Annotated in this window: 12 protein-coding genes; 6 read left to right on the forward strand and 6 right to left on the reverse strand. The window is 57.2% G+C overall.

The window, feature by feature from the left end; all coding sequences use genetic code 11:
- Positions 1-112: 112 nt before the first annotated feature.
- Both HNW77_RS04770 and HNW77_RS04775 read right to left on the reverse strand, forming a co-directional pair.
- Positions 113-5,212 (reverse strand): lactate dehydrogenase, encoded by a 5,100-nt coding sequence (locus HNW77_RS04770; protein WP_172155734.1) that lies wholly within the window; start codon positions 5,210-5,212, stop codon positions 113-115.
- Between the two features lie 553 nt (positions 5,213-5,765).
- Positions 5,766-6,845 (reverse strand): replication initiation protein, encoded by a 1,080-nt coding sequence (locus HNW77_RS04775; RefSeq protein WP_172155736.1) that lies wholly within the window; start codon positions 6,843-6,845, stop codon positions 5,766-5,768.
- A gap of 1,261 nt (positions 6,846-8,106) precedes the next feature.
- Here HNW77_RS04775 and HNW77_RS04780 point away from each other — a divergent pair.
- The gene (locus HNW77_RS04780; protein ID WP_010512186.1) at positions 8,107-9,309 is read left to right on the forward strand and encodes an AAA family ATPase; all 1,203 of its coding nucleotides are present in this window, start codon (positions 8,107-8,109) and stop codon (positions 9,307-9,309) included.
- A gap of 165 nt (positions 9,310-9,474) precedes the next feature.
- On the forward strand, positions 9,475-10,509 hold the full coding sequence (locus HNW77_RS04785; RefSeq protein WP_116703569.1) for a ParB/RepB/Spo0J family partition protein: 1,035 nt from the start codon (positions 9,475-9,477) through the stop codon (positions 10,507-10,509).
- A gap of 439 nt (positions 10,510-10,948) precedes the next feature.
- Here HNW77_RS04785 and HNW77_RS17470 read toward each other — a convergent pair whose 3' ends face one another.
- On the reverse strand, positions 10,949-11,176 hold the full coding sequence (locus HNW77_RS17470; RefSeq protein WP_241694297.1) for a hypothetical protein: 228 nt from the start codon (positions 11,174-11,176) through the stop codon (positions 10,949-10,951).
- Here HNW77_RS17470 and HNW77_RS04790 point away from each other — a divergent pair.
- The gene (locus HNW77_RS04790; protein ID WP_187353180.1) at positions 11,175-11,954 is read left to right on the forward strand and encodes an alpha/beta fold hydrolase; all 780 of its coding nucleotides are present in this window, start codon (positions 11,175-11,177) and stop codon (positions 11,952-11,954) included. The two genes, HNW77_RS17470 and HNW77_RS04790, sit on opposite strands and share 2 nt — an antisense overlap.
- A 157-nt stretch (positions 11,955-12,111) precedes the next feature.
- Here HNW77_RS04790 and HNW77_RS04795 read toward each other — a convergent pair whose 3' ends face one another.
- On the reverse strand, positions 12,112-12,717 hold the full coding sequence (locus HNW77_RS04795; RefSeq protein WP_172155738.1) for a TetR/AcrR family transcriptional regulator: 606 nt from the start codon (positions 12,715-12,717) through the stop codon (positions 12,112-12,114).
- A gap of 116 nt (positions 12,718-12,833) precedes the next feature.
- Here HNW77_RS04795 and HNW77_RS04800 point away from each other — a divergent pair, with 116 nt between their 5' ends.
- On the forward strand, positions 12,834-13,403 hold the full coding sequence (locus HNW77_RS04800; protein ID WP_172155740.1) for a hydrolase: 570 nt from the start codon (positions 12,834-12,836) through the stop codon (positions 13,401-13,403).
- Positions 13,404-13,412: 9 nt separating this feature from the next.
- A complete protein-coding gene (locus HNW77_RS04805; RefSeq protein ID WP_172155742.1) occupies positions 13,413-14,462 on the forward strand; it encodes an AbrB family transcriptional regulator in 1,050 nt (349 codons plus the stop codon).
- 270 nt (positions 14,463-14,732) lie between these two features.
- On the opposite strand, the gene HNW77_RS18055 is transcribed toward HNW77_RS04805, so the two are convergent.
- Positions 14,733-15,797 carry a DUF3047 domain-containing protein gene (locus HNW77_RS18055; protein ID WP_172155744.1) on the reverse strand — a complete coding sequence of 355 codons (1,065 nt, stop codon included), beginning with the start codon at positions 15,795-15,797 and terminating at the stop codon, positions 14,733-14,735.
- A gap of 218 nt (positions 15,798-16,015) precedes the next feature.
- Here HNW77_RS18055 and HNW77_RS04815 point away from each other — a divergent pair, with 218 nt between their 5' ends.
- Entirely contained in the window at positions 16,016-16,591 is a 576-nt protein-coding gene (locus tag HNW77_RS04815; RefSeq protein WP_172155746.1) for a TetR/AcrR family transcriptional regulator, read from the forward strand.
- A gap of 36 nt (positions 16,592-16,627) precedes the next feature.
- On the opposite strand, the gene HNW77_RS04820 is transcribed toward HNW77_RS04815, so the two are convergent.
- On the reverse strand, positions 16,628-17,665 hold the full coding sequence (locus HNW77_RS04820) for an MFS transporter (RefSeq protein ID WP_338033772.1): 1,038 nt from the start codon (positions 17,663-17,665) through the stop codon (positions 16,628-16,630).
- Between the last annotated feature and the right edge of the window lie 148 nt (positions 17,666-17,813).

Here is a 17,813-nt window from a genome sequence, read left to right on the forward strand (position 1 = left end):
GGGGCAAGGGCGCCGCGCAGCGGCGGCACCGGACCCGCGCGCAGGCGGCGCAGACGCCGAGCACGGGGAGGCGCCACCCCTTGCGGCGCCTGACCGGAGATGGCAGCCCTTCTCAGGCTGCCACCTCTTCTTCCTTCTCCCTGTCCTCGATGTCGTCATGCGCCGGGTCTTCATCGGTCGCGGTCGCCGCCAGATCGTCTTCCAGCGCTTTCAGCTCAGCGCGCTTTTCATCAAGCATCGCCTGTTCCGCGAACGGCAGGCCCAGACGGGCGCGGTAGGATGGCAGGCGATGCTGCGCTTCCTCCCGCATCCGGATTGCGTCACGGAGCGCGTCATCGATCCGAAGCAGCGCATGTTCGAGGCGCGAGATCAGCCCAAGGCCCTTCGTGTCGTCCTCGACGGCGATTTCAATGCGACCTGAGCGCGCTTCCACAAACAGCGTCACGTCGACCGCGCGCTTTTCGTAGTACACGCGACGGCCAGGCCCAGCTTCGCACATGACGGCGAACCCACCGATGCGTCCGAGATTCCAGACCCCTGCCTCACCGTTCTTTGCCGCCAGGCGGACCTGGGACAGGAGCCATGATCCGGCCTTCTCGCGCTCGCTGACATCCCCCTTGTCCCTGCGCAATACGAACGCATCCCCCTTCGTGGGCTGACGGCTGGCGATATCCGCCTCGATGAGCGGGATCTGGCGCTCCGCGCCCGTAATCTCACGCTCGGCTCGGTCGATGGCACGTTTTACGGCGAACTGGTCGTCATAATGGGCGGCCGCCAGTCTCTCGAGCCGGGCAAGATCGGCCTCCAGCCCGGCTTTCTGCATCAGCCGGGCATCGCCCGAGGCGAGCGCCTTGGCCATGGCGAACTGGTTTCCCCCTTCCCCGCCAATGTCCTCGATCCGGCGGATGGAACGGTCACCTGACATCGCAAGGCCAATAAAGCGCTGCTTGCGCTCGAGGAGCTGCCAGTTGGTCGCATCAACGGAACCCTGCTGGGCATAGGCGTAGAGTTCGATTTCCGCGTGCTGGTTGCCCTGCCGCTCGATACGCCCCTCGCGCTGGATGATGTCGGAGACCAGCCACGGCACGTCGAGATGGTGCAGGGCCTTGAGGCGCTGCTGGGCGTTGACGCCGGTGCCCATGGTCGCCGTCGAGCCGATCAGGATCCGCTTGCGGCCGGCATTGAGATCACCGAACAGCTTCTGCTTCGCCGCACTCTTCCTGTAGTGCTGCATGAACGCGATTTCCGCGCGCGGCACACCCAGACGGATCAGTTCATCGCGGATCCACGTATAGGCGGAAAAACCGCGTGTCTCCATCGCGCTCTCGGTGCCCAGATCCGAAAAGATCATCTGCACCGCCCCCGGCAGGTCGTAAGGCCGACCGGTTTCAGGATCGCTGTAACGGCTTTCCGATGTCTCCTGCCAGATCCGGAACACGTTCCCGATCATCAGGTTCAGCTTCGACGTGTCGTCATTCGCGGCGAGAGGGGCGACGAAGCGCAGGTCGATCGCGGCATGACGGGCATCCGTGATGACGGACAGGAGGATGTCATCGCCCTTCTGGGGGCGACCCTGGCGTGCTTCGATGGCGTTGATGCGGGCCGCCAGCGTCTTCTGGTAGGCCCTGAAGTTATCGTTTGTCGGCGCGACAATAATCTCGCGACGTCCGCCCCGGATCGCAGGCAAAGTCACGTACTGGCGTAGGTCATCGTGCTGCACGACATCCGCGAAGTCGCGATACATCGCCATGAGGTCGGCGACGTTGACGAACTCGGTGAAGCGCGTGACCGGTTTGTAAAGCCCGCTTGGCTGCAGTTCCAGTTCGGTACGGGTTTCGCCGAAATTGGCTGCCCAGGCATCGAATTCGTGCAGGTAGCGCTTCTGCAGCGCCTCAAGATCCATATAGCGGCTGACCGTCCACATTTCGGCGAGCGTATTGGTGATCGGGGAGCCGGACGCCATGATCAGCGGGCGCTCCGGATTTTTTGCCGCCAGGTAGCGCGTCTTCACGAAGAGATCCCAGGCCCGCTGCGAGCCGTTCGGATCGACCCCCTTGAGGTCGGACTGGTTGGTTGCAAAACTCAGCTTCCGGAACTGCTGCGCCTCGTCCACGAGGATCTGGTCGATACCGATCTCTCCAAGATGCACGAGATCATCCTTTCGAGCGGAAAGGCCTTCCAGCTTCGCCTGCATCTTCTCCTTCATGCTCTCGACCCGCTTGCGCGACAGGCGATCGGCCGCGTCGACGCTTTCCAGCACTTCCTCGTAAGACGCGATCTGCGCCTCGATCATCTGGCGTTCGAAATCCCCCTCCACCGGGATGAACCGGAACGCATCATGCGTGATGATGATCGCATCCCAGTTTCCGGTCGCGGCCCGGGCGAGGAACCGCTGGCGCTTTGCCTTCACGAAGTTCGTCTCGTCGGCGACGAGGATCCGCGCAGTCGGATAGAGCATGAGGAATTCGCGGGCCATCTGGGCGAGGCAGTGACCGGGGACGGCGATCATCGCCTTGCTGATCAGCCCAAGCCGCTTCTGCTCCATGACGGCCGCAACCATCGAGAAGGTCTTTCCGGAGCCGACCGCGTGCGCAATATACGTGCCGCCTGCCGCGATGATCCGCCAAATGACCCGTTTCTGGTGCGGGCGCAGGCTGATCGTGGTGCTTGCGCCGGGCAGGCGCAGATGGGAGCCATCAAACGCGCGAGCCACGAGGTTGTTGTAGGTGTCGTTATACAGCCTGACCAGCCTCTCGGCCCGATCGCCATCCTGCCAGACCCATGTCTCGAACGCACGCCTGATCGCCGCCAGTTTTTCCTTTGCGGCTTCGGTCTCCTGTGTGTTCAGTTCGCGGTGCTCATTGCCATCGCCATCACGCCAGACATCCCATATTTTTGGCGATGCCTGCGTCAGGGCATCTTCCAGCAGTTCGCCGGCATGTCGCCGTTCCGTCCCCCAGACTGACGTAGCCTCGGCCTTGCCCATGAACGCCCGTTTCTCCACGGTCCAGCAGGCGACCGCGGGTGCGTGATAGATGACCGTTTCGACCCCGAGCACCTCGGCGGTAAAGGCGATGATGTCGCTGACCGGCAACCACGGAGCGCCAAGGCGCGCGGTGATCTCCGATGGGCGCAGATCGGCGGGCTGGACGGCTTCCAGCGCCGTGACGTTCCGGGCGTAGCGTCCATCGATCCGGGCTGCATCGCGTGCCTCTTCCAGCTTGGTCCGCACGGCGCCGGAGAGCATTTCATCAGCCGTAACCCAGACATTGCGACCGTCCATGCTCCGTCCCGGATCGAGATAGACCGCATCCCCCAGTGCGGCCGCGACCTCAGCTTCGGACTGTCCCATGAGTTCCGCGATCCGCGGCATTTCCACGCCGCCTGTTTCATGCAGGCAGACGGCCAGGGCGTCGTGGGCGGAATGGATCTCGGGTTCGACAGGCGCATGAATGACCCGTTCCGAGAAAATCGGTCCCATCCGGCCTTTCTGTGTCGCCTCGTCGTATTCCTCGATGGACGAGACCAGCCAGACGTCGGGATCATCGTAGAATGGCGTGAGGTTCGGTCGCCGCTGGGTTTCGTTTTCGACCCCGGTTTCCGGATCGATCCTGACTGTCACATTCATCAGGTTGATCGGGCCGAACTGTCGGACAAAGCTGAAATAGGCACGCTTCAGCTCACCCTGCAGGCGTCCATAGGGCAGGTTCTCCATCTGCGCCCGCAGCACCGCGCGTGCCGCATCCCGGACGGGTATCAGCGCGGCAATGATCCGGGCATGCTTCTGGAAGAGGCCATCCTTCTGCTCCCCCTTCCTGATGGCGACAGTGGTGGCCTGTCCGTCGCAGATCTGTTGCAGGACGCCTTTCGTGACGAAGTAGGAGCCCTCTTTCAGTTGGGCGCCATCGGCAGCCGTGCCGACCAGCACACCGGATCCCGCCGGCCGGACAATGCGCTGGTCCAGGGGTTCCGGAAAGCGCACGTCCTGCCCGATCCGGTCCAGGGCCTCGGACAACATCACATCGAGTCTGCCATCGGCAGGAGCGTCGCATGTGTAATCGGGACCGAACTGGGTGGTGGTCCAGCCGTGACGGCCAAGCACCTGCTCCGGATGGTCGAGGAAATAGCGATTGATAAGGAGCGGGCCATTGCCCTGGTCGCTATCCGCAAGGGCGCTGACTTCGAGCCAGGTCTCATCATCGGCCATGTCGCCGATCATGCGCTTGCGTAACACCAGTACGTCCACCACCACGTCCGTGCCGGCGTCATCGCGCATTGCCCCGGCGGGGAGCCGGACCGCCCCCATGAGGTCAGCCATCTCGGCGATGGTCCGGCGCGCGGTGCTGTCCGTCTTGTCCAGCGTATGGCGGGACGTCACGAAGATTGCGATGCCGCCTGGGCGGAGTGCTTCGACGGATCGGGCGATAAAAAAGTCATGCAGGCTCAGGCCAAGCCGTCCCAGACCTTCCGGGCCACGCACGGTGCGATTGGAAAAGGGTGGATTACCGATCGCAAGGTCATACCCGTCTGCGAGCTTCACTGTCGTGAAATCCTCGCTGCGGATCCACTGGTTCGGATAGAGCCTGCGTGCGATCCTTGCTGTAATCGGATCATTCTCGATCCCGGTAAAGGCGACGCGTCCCTCGAGCCTTTCCGGTCGGGCCGCGATGAAGAGACCGGTCCCACAGCCGGGTTCAAGCACGGAACCGCCTCTGAAGCCCATCTGCAGCACTTTGTTCCAGAGCGCGTGCACGATCAGTTCAGGCGTAAAATGCGCATATTGTGTCGCGCGCTTCAGTCCTGCCCTTTCAACGTCTGTTGTGGAGGCATGGATCGCCTCGCCAATCTCTTCCCAGCCTGGGCGGGGGCTATCGCTCCCGGATGGAAACAGGTTGTTCGCCAGTTCTCCAGCTCCAAAGCCGATGAAGCGTGACAGGACGATCTGTTCGGGGGACGAAGCATTTCGGTCTGCTTCTTCGATCTCCTTGAGCAGCGCGATTGCCAGCGCGTTGTCACGGGCCCGCTGTTTCCAGGTGTCAGCGAGGCCTCGGTCGGCCACCATATGAAAGTCGATCTGGGGAAGGGCCATCGGGGCCGGTGTGACGGGCGAGACAGGGGAGGTGCCGTCTTCGCCTTCAAGTTCGCCCCAGAAAAGGTCGTTCTGGGTATCTGCGAGAGCGGTTGTGCCGAAGAGGTTGAGCTGGAACGACATGGCCGTGCTCCGTACAAACGCCGGCACCCGGCGCTGCTTCTGCAGGCCGGGATGTTTCCGGGTCAGGTTTTCGGGATGTCAGGAACGGACGTGCTAACCAGGTTGTGTCGCCTGATTACTCTTTCCTTCAGCTCTCATTGCAACCGGGTCGGGCAGTGCGGGGCAAGGGTGCCGCGTAGCGGCAGCACCGGACCCGCGCGCAGGCGACGCAGACGCCGAGCACGGGGAGGAGCTACCCCTTGCGGCGTGCTGGTCGATCTGGTGCCAATCCCTAAATGACTTTGCGGACTAATCTCTTAATCTTATTCTTCTTGTGGAAGCAGGTTTACCACCCGTTCAGCTTGAATCTTACGAAAAAGCGGGTAGTCACACATCCGATCGCTATGTTGCAGTCGTTTAAATTTTTACAGTCGACCGATAGTTGAAATGGATTGTCGGTGGAAAATTGCAACGTTGCAATTTTTGAGAAACCTCTAAATCGACATAGAGACGACCTGCGTTGTCGCGCCCTATTTCGCATTTTTTGCGTTATAGAAGCGTTCCCGGCTCACGTTTACGGATTGCCTCGACGGTTGTGATAACTTTCGCAAAAGCCTTTCCATGCCGCTTTAAGCTTGGAACCATGCAGCTTGCCAAGTCGCTCACCGAGATGGTCTCGGAATGCATCGGCAATCAGGTCGATATCCCAGCCCCCGCCAGAGGAACGCGCTATTCTAGCGAATACCTCTTGGTCGGCTCCAAACTGGAGAGAACCGGCTGGGAATATTACCTGCCCATCGCTTTTCGCAGCCGCGGGTCGTACTACTTGATTGCGTTGTGTTTCTAATTCGCGGGTAGTCGTTTGATGATCTATGACCTTTGGGGTTTCTTTAGGTCGGAAAACAATCTCGAGTTCTCTTACTGCTCTTCCTTGTCTTATTTCCGTCCACTCGACCGTAAAATGCGCCAGTTCGTCGATTTCATTCTTGCAAACGGTCAATACTTTTCGCCGCAACTGAGCAAAGTCTTTATAGACGTTAGGTGAGATCCCTAAAGCAGCACGAAATGCGATGACGTCACCTTTCCACACGGTTTGACGTCTCTTCACGCGCAAGGCCCCGATTTCGTAAAGTTTAAGCGCATAAGCCGAACGAAAACCCAATACAGCGGTGCGGTTCATGACCGCATAGGTCTCAGACTCTTGGATTAGTCTTCGGGCATCGGGAGTAAATTCCCACTCAATCCAACCGACTTCTTTTCCAGGCTCTGTGTCTTCAACCTCTTCCCTTGAAGAGGCAATCAGAGAAAATCGTCGCGTCGCTTTTTTACCTCGCCAGGAAATGTCGTCTTCGGCAAATAGAGTACCATGCAGTTCTTCAAGCATGTCACTTATGCGTTCGTTACCTTTGTGACCTCGCCTGATGTCTGCTTTGCGCATGCGGTGGACCACTGGCTTCCAAGCATCGCCACCGGCTACAAGGATCATCAACGCGAGTAGACGTGATGCAGTCAGGCTTAGCGATTGGCCTCTGACGAAACGTATCTCTACAAGGTGGCCAGGTTTGGCGAATTCGTCGGCACCCTTATGCTGTAGAGCGCGAGCAACACGCATGGCGCGCTTTGGAGCTTCATCACTTTCGGATGCGTATTGCATGGGCAGGTTATCCAGCACCTAACGGGACGAACGATTCGTATCCTGACCTTAGAATGAGAATAAGGTCAGGTGAAGGGGAAATTGGGCATCTCAGCCCCTTCTCGCGGCCGTACATGGTGCTGAGAAGTAAGGTTTCTTATGAAGATTTTTATAAACACGACCGCAGCGTGCTGCGGGGGATTCTGATTCTATTCAAGTGATTCTGATTCAAGACAAAAAGTACTAGGAAAACCAACGACTTTTAGAGCATTTCCTGACCTCGTGGGGGACCTAGCCTGACCTCGTGGGGGATAGTAACCTGACCTCGTGGGGGATCTAACCTGACCTCGTGGGGGACGGTCAGTTAAGATAGCTAGTTTTGGGGAAGTGCCCACACGTTATTTTAAGAACTTTCATGTTGACGGTCGCAAACCGGTATCTATGGGACTTGCGCGTGTTTTTTAATGAAATCTATGAGTGCGATTCGCAGTTTAACGGGCTTTCGTCTCTTTTTTAGATCTCGTTCATAGCTGCCGCGGCTGCCATGACGATGTTCCACGCCAGATGATTGCCCAGTGTGGGTGGATTGCAACGTTGCAATTGTTTGAAGGTATATGGATTCCCTTGCGAAAAACGCGAGGTTACTAGCCTTTTTCCACAAGTAACTGACCTACCCGGTCGGCAGTAAGCGACGGTATGGGTAACCCAGCTCGCAGCACTATGCCGATGTCTCTGAGGCAACTGAACGCATTTGTCCCAAATTGCAATGTTGCAATCTCTAATATGTGGCAAAGAAAATTTCGAAAAAAAAAGCTCACTAAAGATTAAAGCGAAAGTGACTGGGTAACTGAAGGCCTGATGTGGTTGCTTATTTTGGCAGCGCCACCGAGATGCTCGACTGGAAGCTATTGCATTCGGCTAGGGGTGGAATTCAGTGTTCCGCTGTTCTCATTGATGCAGGGACAAATATCCCCCACGAGGTCAGGGTAAGCATTTGTAGCTTGGCCCCCCAAGAAGTCAGGATAGCGACGTGCGCCGATTGGGATCCCCCAGAAGGTCAGGATACCTCGTACATCTTATCACATGCTCCCCCAAGAGGTCAGGACACTCATCTTTTCGGTTTTTATGTTCGCTACCTAATCCGGCACATGATCGTCGCGCTTTGCCGGCATTAAAAAAAGGGAATGGCTATCGAGTTAAGTCTCGACTTTCGAAAAGATAGACATTATCCATCAGAAATCGAAAGTTGGTGTGCGCCGGACGTTTATCGAAAGAAAGATTTATGACAGCTGATCTCGAGCAAGCCGGATATACGAGTCTCCAAATGGTTGAAGGGCTGGCGGATAAAGCCGCGGCAGTTCTGGAGAATTTGAGGGAAAGCGCTGTTGCCGCGCGAGCCGGCGAGCGACGAGAACCGACATTTCAGATTGGCCAGGCTGCAGAACTCGTAGGCCGGACGCCTGCAGCCATACGCGACGCAGAAAAGGATGGTCGTCTGCCCAAACCTGAACGGGGAGCCAATAACAGGCGTGTGGGATATACGCTTGAACAGGTCAACGACATGCGCGGGATCTTTGGCACGCGTCCGTGGCGTGATCCAGGCGACCCGCCAGCAATCATAGCTGTTCAAAACTTTAAAGGCGGTGTCGGGAAATCAACGGTTGCTGTTCACCTTGCGCAATATCTCGCGATCCAAGGCTATCGCGTGGCGCTGATCGATTGTGACAGCCAAGCGTCAGCAACAACGCTCTTTGGTTACGTGCCAGATTTAGACCTTACTGAGGATGAGACGCTTTATCCGTTTTTGCGGCACGATGAACGTTCGTCACTGAGCTACGCGCTCAAACCTACGCATTTCGATGGTCTATATCTGATACCGTCTAATCTGCGGCTGTTTCAATCTGAGTATGAAATCGCCGCGCGGATGGCTCAGGGCGAGCCTGGGCTTGTGGATCGGTTGTCGGTAGGGCTGGCGTCTATAGCGCCAAATTTTGACGTTATAATTATGGATCCTCCTCCTGCCTTGGGAGCAATCTCGCTTTCTGTGCTGAGGGCAGCAAATGCATTGGTCGTTCCGGTGCCCCCGACAATTATGGACTTTTCGTCAACGACGGCCTTCCTGTCGATGCTGGAGGAGACATTGCGGACGCTAGCGCAGTTTGACAGGGCTCCCTCTCTAGAGTTTCTCAAATTTGTGGCTTCTCGGGTTGAAGAGAACAAATCGATTCACAAGGAACTTATCAAGCTGATGCAGGCTATTTTCGGCCATCATCTAGTTAGAGCCCCTCTGAAAAATTCTGCTGAAATCGACAATGCCACAGCTCGACTCATGACTGTGTACGAACAGCAAGGAGCGATCACAAGCAAGTCGGTTCGTGATCGCTGCCTTACCTATCTGAACGCAGTTTGTAAGGAGCTTGAAACGGATATTCGGGGAATGTGGCCTAGTCATCAGGAGCGGCTTCGCAAGGAAGGACTGGTGTAATTTTTTCGTGGAGGTGGCGGTTCATTGAACTCTCGCAAATCGTCAATTTCTGAAAATTGCAACGTTGCAATTTTGGATTGGTGGCGGAGCGAGAAGCGAAGCACGCATTTTCAAAGCATTATTCGAACTTTTTGCAGGTCGAGTAATGTGAAAAAGGAGGGATAAATGTCGGGGAAAAACAGGGCTTTTGCGGACGGGTTAACAGCTGCGATTTCAGGCGTAACCGGTAGACAAGGCCAGTCTCGGCCAAATCGGTCAATCATTAATGATCGTACTAACCGATTAGCAGAAGTTGCTAGCGGTAAAGTTGTTACTCGTACTCACGAGTTTATTGACCCTGCACGATGCAAAATGTGGGAGGGTCATAATCGTGATTACGCCGCGTTGTCTTATGAAAACTGTCGCGAACTTATCGAAAGCATTCGTGCGCAGGGACGCCAAGAGGTTCCGGCCATCGTTCGGCGATTGACCAACAACCCAGATTTTGATTTCGAAGTGATCTGTGGTGCACGCCGGCATTGGTCTGTTTCGTGGCTTAACGCCAATAATTATCGTGACATTAAGTTCCTTGTTGAGCCTCGTGAAATGGAGGACGAGGAAGCCTTCCGTATTGCGGACCTAGAAAATAGGGCGCGTGAGGATCTTACCGATTACGAGCGTGCAAAGGATTACTTGTTGGGTCTTGATCGGTACTATCATGGTCGCCAAAAAACGATGGCAGATCGGTTGAACGTCTCTGAAGCATGGTTAAGCCGGTACCTCGACCTTGCTAGATTGCCTGAAGCAGTCACTCGGGCATTTGTTAGCCCGCATGATATTCGGCTTAAGCATGTGATGCAGATAAAGCCCCTTATTAAAGAAAGTGCATCACGCGAAGTGGTCTACGAGGCTGCTGAACGTATTGCTGCGTTGCGAAGCAAAGATCAGAACTACCTTGTGGAACCTGCCGCAGTGGCTCGCGAACTCGAGAATGCGGTAGCAACGGAACTGGGACATCTACGTCGCGGCAGCGTGCGCTCGCCTAAACGTGGCGCCGTTGCTATCACTCGCGATACGGATGGCAAAGAGATTGTAAAAATAGATGCGAAGTCGCCTAAGCGTTTGCAGGTCACTTTCATGCTGGCGGAGCTACGTTCTCGCGAAGAGATGGAGGAGGCAGTTAAACTGCTGACGGATCGCTACTGGCCCGTTCAAGAATGAACTTTTGCTTAGGATGCGTAACCTGCAGCAGTCAGCGTATCAGATTTGTTTCTGCGTGAATTACCGGTGCTGGGTCTGAGTGGTAATGCTGGGTCACCATTGCACGAGTGTATGTGCCTCGTGTCCGAAATACGTGCTGGGGCGCGTTTGAGAGGACTAAGCGATTTCAAAACAAGCAGGCTGGGCATGTAGCTCATGGGGGCACTGCGTGTCGATAGGACGGTCTTGCTTGTGTACCTGATGACTGTAAACGTGATGTCATCGCCATACCAACGGTTCTGCAATCATTGCTGGTTAGAGTATTTTTTGCTGACCGTCCTTTTTGTTTTTGGTAGGCCGACTACTCATTGGCCTGATTAGTAGTTAATGGGCACAGTGGCCCATGACGATATCAGCCGCGTTCTCGAGGCATAGCCAGAGATGCCTGCGGCTTCGAAAGTCATTGCGTCGTCTGCGGATCGGTCATCAACAGGTCTTCATCAGGGGAAACACTGGTTTCCTGATATTCTGCTTTTTTGCTGTGTGTCCACTGGACGAATGCAGGTGAAAGCATGACCGCAATCAGGAAATTTCCCGATTTATTGCCAGGCTTTAGCTGGCGGGATATCGAGGTAAATGGCGTGCGGATCCGCACCGCTACCGGCGGAAACGGACCGCCACTGCTCATGCTGCATGGTCATCCGCAGATGCATCTGACCTGGCACAAGGTTGCGCCCGCACTGGCGAAACGTTTTACCATCGTGGCCCCAGATCTGCGGGGTTACGGTGATAGCGCCAAGCCTGAAGGTGGGACGGATCACGCCAACTATTCCAAGCGGGCCATGGCGGCTGATCTGGTTGACGTCATGCACCAGCTTGGATTTGAGCGGTTCATGGTTGTCGGGCATGACCGGGGCGGACGGGTGGCGCACCGCATGGCGCTGGATGCACCACAGGAGGTGGAAAAAACTGGTGCTGATCGATATCGTACCGACAGCAACGATGTATGCCCGGACCAATATGGAATTCGCCCGACGCTACTTCTGGTGGTTTTTCTGATCCAGCCTGCCCCCTTGCCGGAAAGGCTGATCAGCGGGGATCCGGACTTTTTTCTCGAAAGCCACATTGCAGGACAGATCAAGATACCAGGATCGGTCGATCCGCGTGTCATGGCCGAATATCGTCGATGCTACGCCGACCCGGCAATGCGTCATGCAGCATGCGAAGACTACCGCGCTGCAGCAGGCATCGACCTCGTCCATGATGCGAATGATGCAGACAGGCGGATTGAGGTCCCATTACTGGCTCTGTGGGGTGCACGTGGCACCGTGGGCGCGCTATATGACGTTGTCGAGACATGGCGCGAAAAAGCCGTGGACGTGCGGGGATACGCGATCGACTGTGGTCATAGTCCGCAGGAAGAAGCACCGGCAGAACTGCTGCATCGGCTTGATGCGTTTCTCTGACCTTCGCGAAACAGTTGGAGTAAAAGCTCGATTTTCACCGCATTATAGTCAGTTATGCTTTGAAAAGCAGACCCGTTCAATCCAGATGACGCGATTGCTGAAGATATCGATCGGCTGTGTGCGGATTCAGAGGTTACGGAGCGACCTCTGACCCGGATCAGCGGGAGGCGACCGCATGTTCCAGATAGAGACGCAGCACCGTAACGGCTTCCTTGTCCTGTGCCGGGCGGGAGACCGAATGATCCTGTGGCAGGGCAAAGATCGCCTTGACCAGATGCAGCAGCATCACGGCCCGTTCGTCATGTGGACCCGGAGAACCACCCAGCCGTGATAATAACTGGCTCATGCGCCCGATCAGCGCCTTGCGGAGCGTTCTTGTCCCATCTGGAAGGGTAATCCCGCTGTCGAGCAGGGAAAGGACGACTGAGCGTTCCGTTCGCAGACGCTGGATGATGTCCAGCAGTCCTTCTGCTGCATCACGTGGCGACAGCGGCGGATCGTGATCGACCAACTCATCCAGGGCATGCAGGAGCCGCGCGCCATAGCGTTCGAGCACTGCGGCGGCCAGCACGTCCTTGGTCGGGAAAAAACGGTAGAGCGAACCGATTGCCGTGCTGGCGCGGGCAGCGATCTCGGTCATTGTCGCCGCCTCGTAAGATTTCTCGCCAAAGACCGTTGTCGCGGCCGTAAGGATCGCTTCAACGCGGTCGCGTCCGCGCTGCCGCTTGGGCGCGAGTGGTGATGAACGGGGCGGGCTTGACATAATGCGAGGGTACCCTCAACTTTCTTTTATGCGAGACAGTCCTCGCATAACCGATTTTCTATTGCCGGTCGATGTTTGACGCGACCATGTATCCAGATCCCGGAAGGCGCCGATCCGTGAACAGATTTGACCCGCGAACCACCGCCCTTGTCCTCATTGACCTGCAGAATGGCATACTTGCCCTGCCCACCGCCCCGCGGCCATCGTCGCAGGTGCTGGAGAGCGGTAAATCGCTTGCTGCCCGCTTCCGGGATGAAGGTGCTGCGGTCGTACTGGTTCGGGTCGCGTTTGCACCCGACTTTGCCGACGCGCCGCCTGGTCCGGCCGACCAGCCCTTAAGCCCGCCGGAAGGCGGCCTGCCAGCGGACTGGGCGCACCTGGCCGACGGGCTGGCAGCACCCGGCGATATCGTTATCACCAAACATCAGTGGGGGGCATTTACCGGCACGGAACTCGACCTGCAGCTCCGCAGGCGGGGCATCCGGACGGTCGTGCTGGGCGGCATCGCTACGAATTTCGGCGTTGAATCCACCGCACGGCATGGCTGGGAACTTGGCTACCATATTGTCATCGCCGAGGATCTCTGCACCAGCCTGTCAGCAGACCTTCACGATGTTTCCGTCCGCTCGATCCTTCCGCGGATCGCATGCGTGCTGCCTTCCGATACAATCGTGTTCGGCGGTTAAGCGGTGAGGATGGGGCCGTCCGCATGGCTGCTGGCCGGGCGATGGGGCTTACTGGCGCTGCTTTCGCTGGCTTTCGGTATGCTTCTGGCCGCCTTACGCCTGCCGGCAGCGCCGCTGCTGGGGCCACTGGGGGCGGCGGTCGTACTGGCCACACGGGGTAGTGCAGTCCGTATTCCCCGCTGGGTATTTCTCGGCGCACAGGGCGTGGTCGGGGTCATGATCGCCAGCTATCTTTCAGCCTCGATCTTTCACGAAATGGCAGCCAGCTGGCCGGTCTTCGTCGCCGGTACGTTTTCTACCCTGTCGGCGGCAGCTCTTCTCGGCTGGCTGCTGACACGTTCGCGCCTGCTACCCGGCAATACCGCGATCTGGGGTTCGTCACCCGGTGCAGCCACGGTCATGACCCTGATGGCGGAATCATACGGGGCGGATATGCGGCTCGTCGCCTTCATGCAATATCTGCGCGTGGCCTGCTGCGCCGTCATTGCGGCTGTTGTTGCGCGCGCAGCCGGAACGCCGTCCGCCCCGCTGGTCGTGGCGCAGACCCTCTCATGGCAGGGGGCTTTACTGGCGCTGGTGATCGCCCTGGCAGGGAGCGCCTTGGGCACCCGTCTGCGCGTGCCGGCCGGGGGACTGCTTGTTCCCATGGGGATCGGGATGGCTGCAAGGCTTGGCGCCCATCTGCCGATCGAACAGCCGCATCTTCTGCTGGTCGCGGCCTATGCCCTGGTCGGGTGGGGCATCGGCATGCGTTTTACGCCAGATGTGCTGGCTTATGCCGGACGTGTCTTTCCACGTGTGCTGGGTTCCATCCTCGCGCTGATTGCGGTGTGTGGCGGTTTTGCATTGGTGCTGGCCCGGCTGGCGCATGTGGATCTGCTGACGGCTTATCTTGCAACCAGCCCTGGTGGAGCTGATTCCGTCTCCATTATCGCCTCGACCACGAAAGTGGACATGCCTTTCGTCATTGCCATGCAGGTCGCCCGGTTTTTCTGCGTTCTGGTCACCGGGCCAGCTCTGGCGCGTTTTCTATCTCGTAGGTCGTCGGCAAAGGGGTAACAGGTCGTATCGCGAGAGACACATGGGAAACAGGTGGCAGGGTAAGAGGGAGTTGCTGAAGACCAGTGTGACAGATCCTTCCATCGCAAACTCGCTGGTGCTGAGACTTGACGACTGTTTCCGGTGGATGACGGGAGCAGCCATTTGTTCATCAAAGTATCCGTCTAGACCGTCTGTCTGTTTACGGAACGTCCAGCAGACAGACGGTTTCCGCCTTCACACCGGCCCTTTAAATTACGAAATACCGGCTTCGCAAAGCGGACACAGCGCTCAGCCTATGCTATAGCACCGTAACCCGCTTCCTGCCGTGACGGTCCTGTCTGTCCCATCTTCAGACAAACGGATATTCCGGAACCGGGCCTTCCCGCCGATCCGCTGGAAAACCGAGTTGGCGATCAGCCAGACCGCCACGACCCGACCCGGCAGGGGGTCTCCAATAGCCTTACGGTAATCAGATGCAACGGGACGGACCGCATCCTGCCATAGCCCAAGTTTTGCTGTGCCACTTTCAACAATCCAGTGGGTTTCTCGATCACACCACCACGGCAATGGACAGGCAAAGTGATAATCAGCTGGAAGCTCTTTGCTCCACATATAGGTCAGGTCACGCCCGTTATCGAACCGTACTGCCACACTGATATAATCATGCGTCAGAACGAGGTCTTCCGGAAGCTCAGAAGGCAGCTTGTCTACCAGCCATGACCAGGACAGGCGTGTTCTGTCGTTGAGTGGAATATCGACAGGCGTTTCAAGGATACAGCAGTCACCGTCATGGGTATCCACGGAAATATCAGTCCCGGACCCGGAAAAGATTGTGACCTCTCCAAAAATATCCATGAATGCCCAGTGTTCAGGCGGCTGAATATTGGTCTCAGGCGCATCAGTAAGCCGGACCGAGACACCAATCCCGCCTTCACTGACATCCCGTGGTCCGGGCAGGATTGCCCCATCCATATCAGCCCACAGGGAAAGAGCTTTGGTGAAAGCCTCAACCTCTCCATCTGCCCATGCACAGAATACCGTTTCTTTTTCGAAGATGATTTTTCGGATCGGACCGTGTCCGCCAATCCTGACCCAGAGCGCATATTTGGGCTGGATGATCACGGCATGGTCGCGGTCAACGATATTGGCGCCGGTAGAAGAGACGCTGAAATGCTGCCCCTTTTTCACGGAGCATCCAGTAGGGAGCCACGCGGTCTCACTGCCTGTCAGCACAAGATCATCGGCCTGTAGCGGGGCGATGTCACGAAGGATTCCAGACGCAACCGCCCGTTGCTGTGCGTCCCACTGTGCCATGGTTGCCTGTCTGTCGGTTTCGGTCCGGATCTGGGTCACTGGAATGTTCCCTTCTGTGTAGCGCTTCTTTCATGCAGGCTGTGCCTGATTTCGGGCGCACGCTATCTGGCCCGTCTGACCATTCCTTTGGTAGGACCGGGCATGTCCAATAACCATGCATTCAGGAAGCAAGACAGGATCGTGATTGTTCATACCTCGTTCGTGGTAAAAACACCTCTCCGTGATCGGGATCAGCAATTGTCGGTCAGGGAGCGCTGATGGGACGCCCTGTTGATCCGGATATCCGAAGCCGGTTGCTGGACAGGATTATCGCCTATGTCTGGGAACATGGGATTTCGGATTTTTCGTTGCGACCGCTGGCTGTGGTGGTCGGTTCAAGTCCGCGCAACATCGCCTACCATTTCGGCTCACGGGAGGATCTGCTCTGCCTGATTTTCGATACCGTCAGGGAGCGGGTTTATGAAGAATTTCGTGCGGTTCAGGAGGATGCGTCCTCACTGGACGATGCGCTGAACCGGCATTGGGACTCGCTGGCGGCACCCGAGCACCGCCGCATGGAACGACTGCTGTATGAAATGTTCGGAATCTCCATCAATAATCCTGAGCGTTTCAGTGGCTATGCGCGCAGGATTGCCAATGAATGGCTGAAACATATTTCGGACATGTTGCAGCGCTTTGGCATCAAGAATGAGCCAGGGCAGGAGCTTGCAACTCTGATCATGACGGTATTCCATGGGGTCACGCTGGATCTTGCGGCGACGGATGACGTGGTTCGCATCGAGAAATCTGTTCGCATTTGCATCAGTCAGGTAAAGTTACTGACAAATTCGTAGGTAAGCGACCTGCTGGTTTCGCCTGCAAACCGGATGTCATACTTCCCTGTAATTCCGGTGGCCTACGAGGACCTGACGGGAAAGAAAAACGCAACCACACGGGATCACCGAAAACACCGCGAACACCCAGAAGGCGGCATGCTGTATTCCGGCGGTCCCGCCCGGACTGACCAGACCGGCAGCATTCGCGATGGTCCCGGCCACGGCTGCTGCGACGGCTGTCGTATATAGTTGCATGGTGGTCAAAGACGCTGAGGCCACCCCCTGTTCAGATTGGGGTGTTGCGCGAAGAATGCCGCTGAGAAGATGGGGCCATGCCATTCCCACACTGGTTCCGACAAGGATGAAGGCCAGGGCAATCGGCAGGATGTTGGCAATGCCTCCATGGACATCGTGCGGCATCCACCACGCCAGAAACACGATTGCAGCCAGCCCCAGAACGGGAGCCGCAGCCAGTAATTGACGCGCATTTCGTCCGGACGCACCCGCACCGGCGAAAGAACCAACGGACCAGCCTGCAGCCATCAGGGCGGACAGATAGCCCGCGACCAGTGGCCCCTGGTGATGCAGGGTCTGCAGGAATAATGGCGCAAAGATTTCAATTACCTCCACAGTCAGGGCCAGTCCACCCAGCAGCCCATAGAGAGGGAGAAGCGGAGACCGAAGATGGAGCGTACCCATGGGAAGTAGCCGACTGGTATTGCGCTGTTCACAGCGTATGAACAGGACAAACAGACAGGCCGCCAGCGCAAGCCCCAGCACGTTTTCAATGAGATGCGGCATGGCGCTACCGATGGACAGAACCAGTACTGACAGGACCAGAAGCATCAGCTGCTGCCACGCTACGGATGACTGCCCCTTGCTGTCATCAGCAAACCTGTCTGGCAGCACCCGTACCGCCAGCAGGGCGAAGAGACCTGCAGAGGCACACATGAACCAGAAGGACAGCCGCCATTCGCCTGCCTGTGCGAACAGTCCGCCGATTGCGGGTCCGATCAGTGTGGCCATACCCCACATGGATGACAGCATTCCCATGGCACGGGTCCAAAGCTGTTCCGGAAAAATGAGACGGATAACGGCATAGGCAAGCGAGACTAGGGCCTGTTAGATCTTGAATTTCTTCCCATATTGTAGGGATGGAAGAAGGAGACAGAACAGGCACCTTTACGGACGAGACATGGGCGATCTGGGAACCTCTGATTGAGGAGGTTCGCCCGAGGGG

It is taken from the genome of Komagataeibacter melomenusus, from assembly GCF_013155395.1.
GTDB classification, from domain to species: Bacteria; Pseudomonadota; Alphaproteobacteria; order Acetobacterales; family Acetobacteraceae; genus Komagataeibacter; species Komagataeibacter melomenusus.

What these genes read in the sequence shown, in the direction of transcription:
- HNW77_RS04805 (WP_172155742.1), top strand. Translation starts at nt 13,413, where the DNA reads ATGGGGCCGTCCGCATGGCTGCTGGCCGGGCGATGGGGCTTACTGGCG.
- HNW77_RS04780 (WP_010512186.1), top strand. Translation starts at nt 8,107, where the DNA reads ATGACAGCTGATCTCGAGCAAGCCGGATATACGAGTCTCCAAATGGTT.
- HNW77_RS04790 (WP_187353180.1), top strand. Translation starts at nt 11,175, where the DNA reads ATGCTGCATGGTCATCCGCAGATGCATCTGACCTGGCACAAGGTTGCG.
- HNW77_RS04770 (WP_172155734.1), bottom strand. Translation starts at nt 5,212, where the DNA reads ATGTCGTTCCAGCTCAACCTCTTCGGCACAACCGCTCTCGCAGATACC.
- HNW77_RS04815 (WP_172155746.1), top strand. Translation starts at nt 16,016, where the DNA reads ATGGGACGCCCTGTTGATCCGGATATCCGAAGCCGGTTGCTGGACAGG.
- HNW77_RS17470 (WP_241694297.1), bottom strand. Translation starts at nt 11,176, where the DNA reads ATGAGCAGTGGCGGTCCGTTTCCGCCGGTAGCGGTGCGGATCCGCACG.
- HNW77_RS04775 (WP_172155736.1), bottom strand. Translation starts at nt 6,845, where the DNA reads ATGCAATACGCATCCGAAAGTGATGAAGCTCCAAAGCGCGCCATGCGT.
- HNW77_RS04785 (WP_116703569.1), top strand. Translation starts at nt 9,475, where the DNA reads ATGTCGGGGAAAAACAGGGCTTTTGCGGACGGGTTAACAGCTGCGATT.
- HNW77_RS04795 (WP_172155738.1), bottom strand. Translation starts at nt 12,717, where the DNA reads ATGTCAAGCCCGCCCCGTTCATCACCACTCGCGCCCAAGCGGCAGCGC.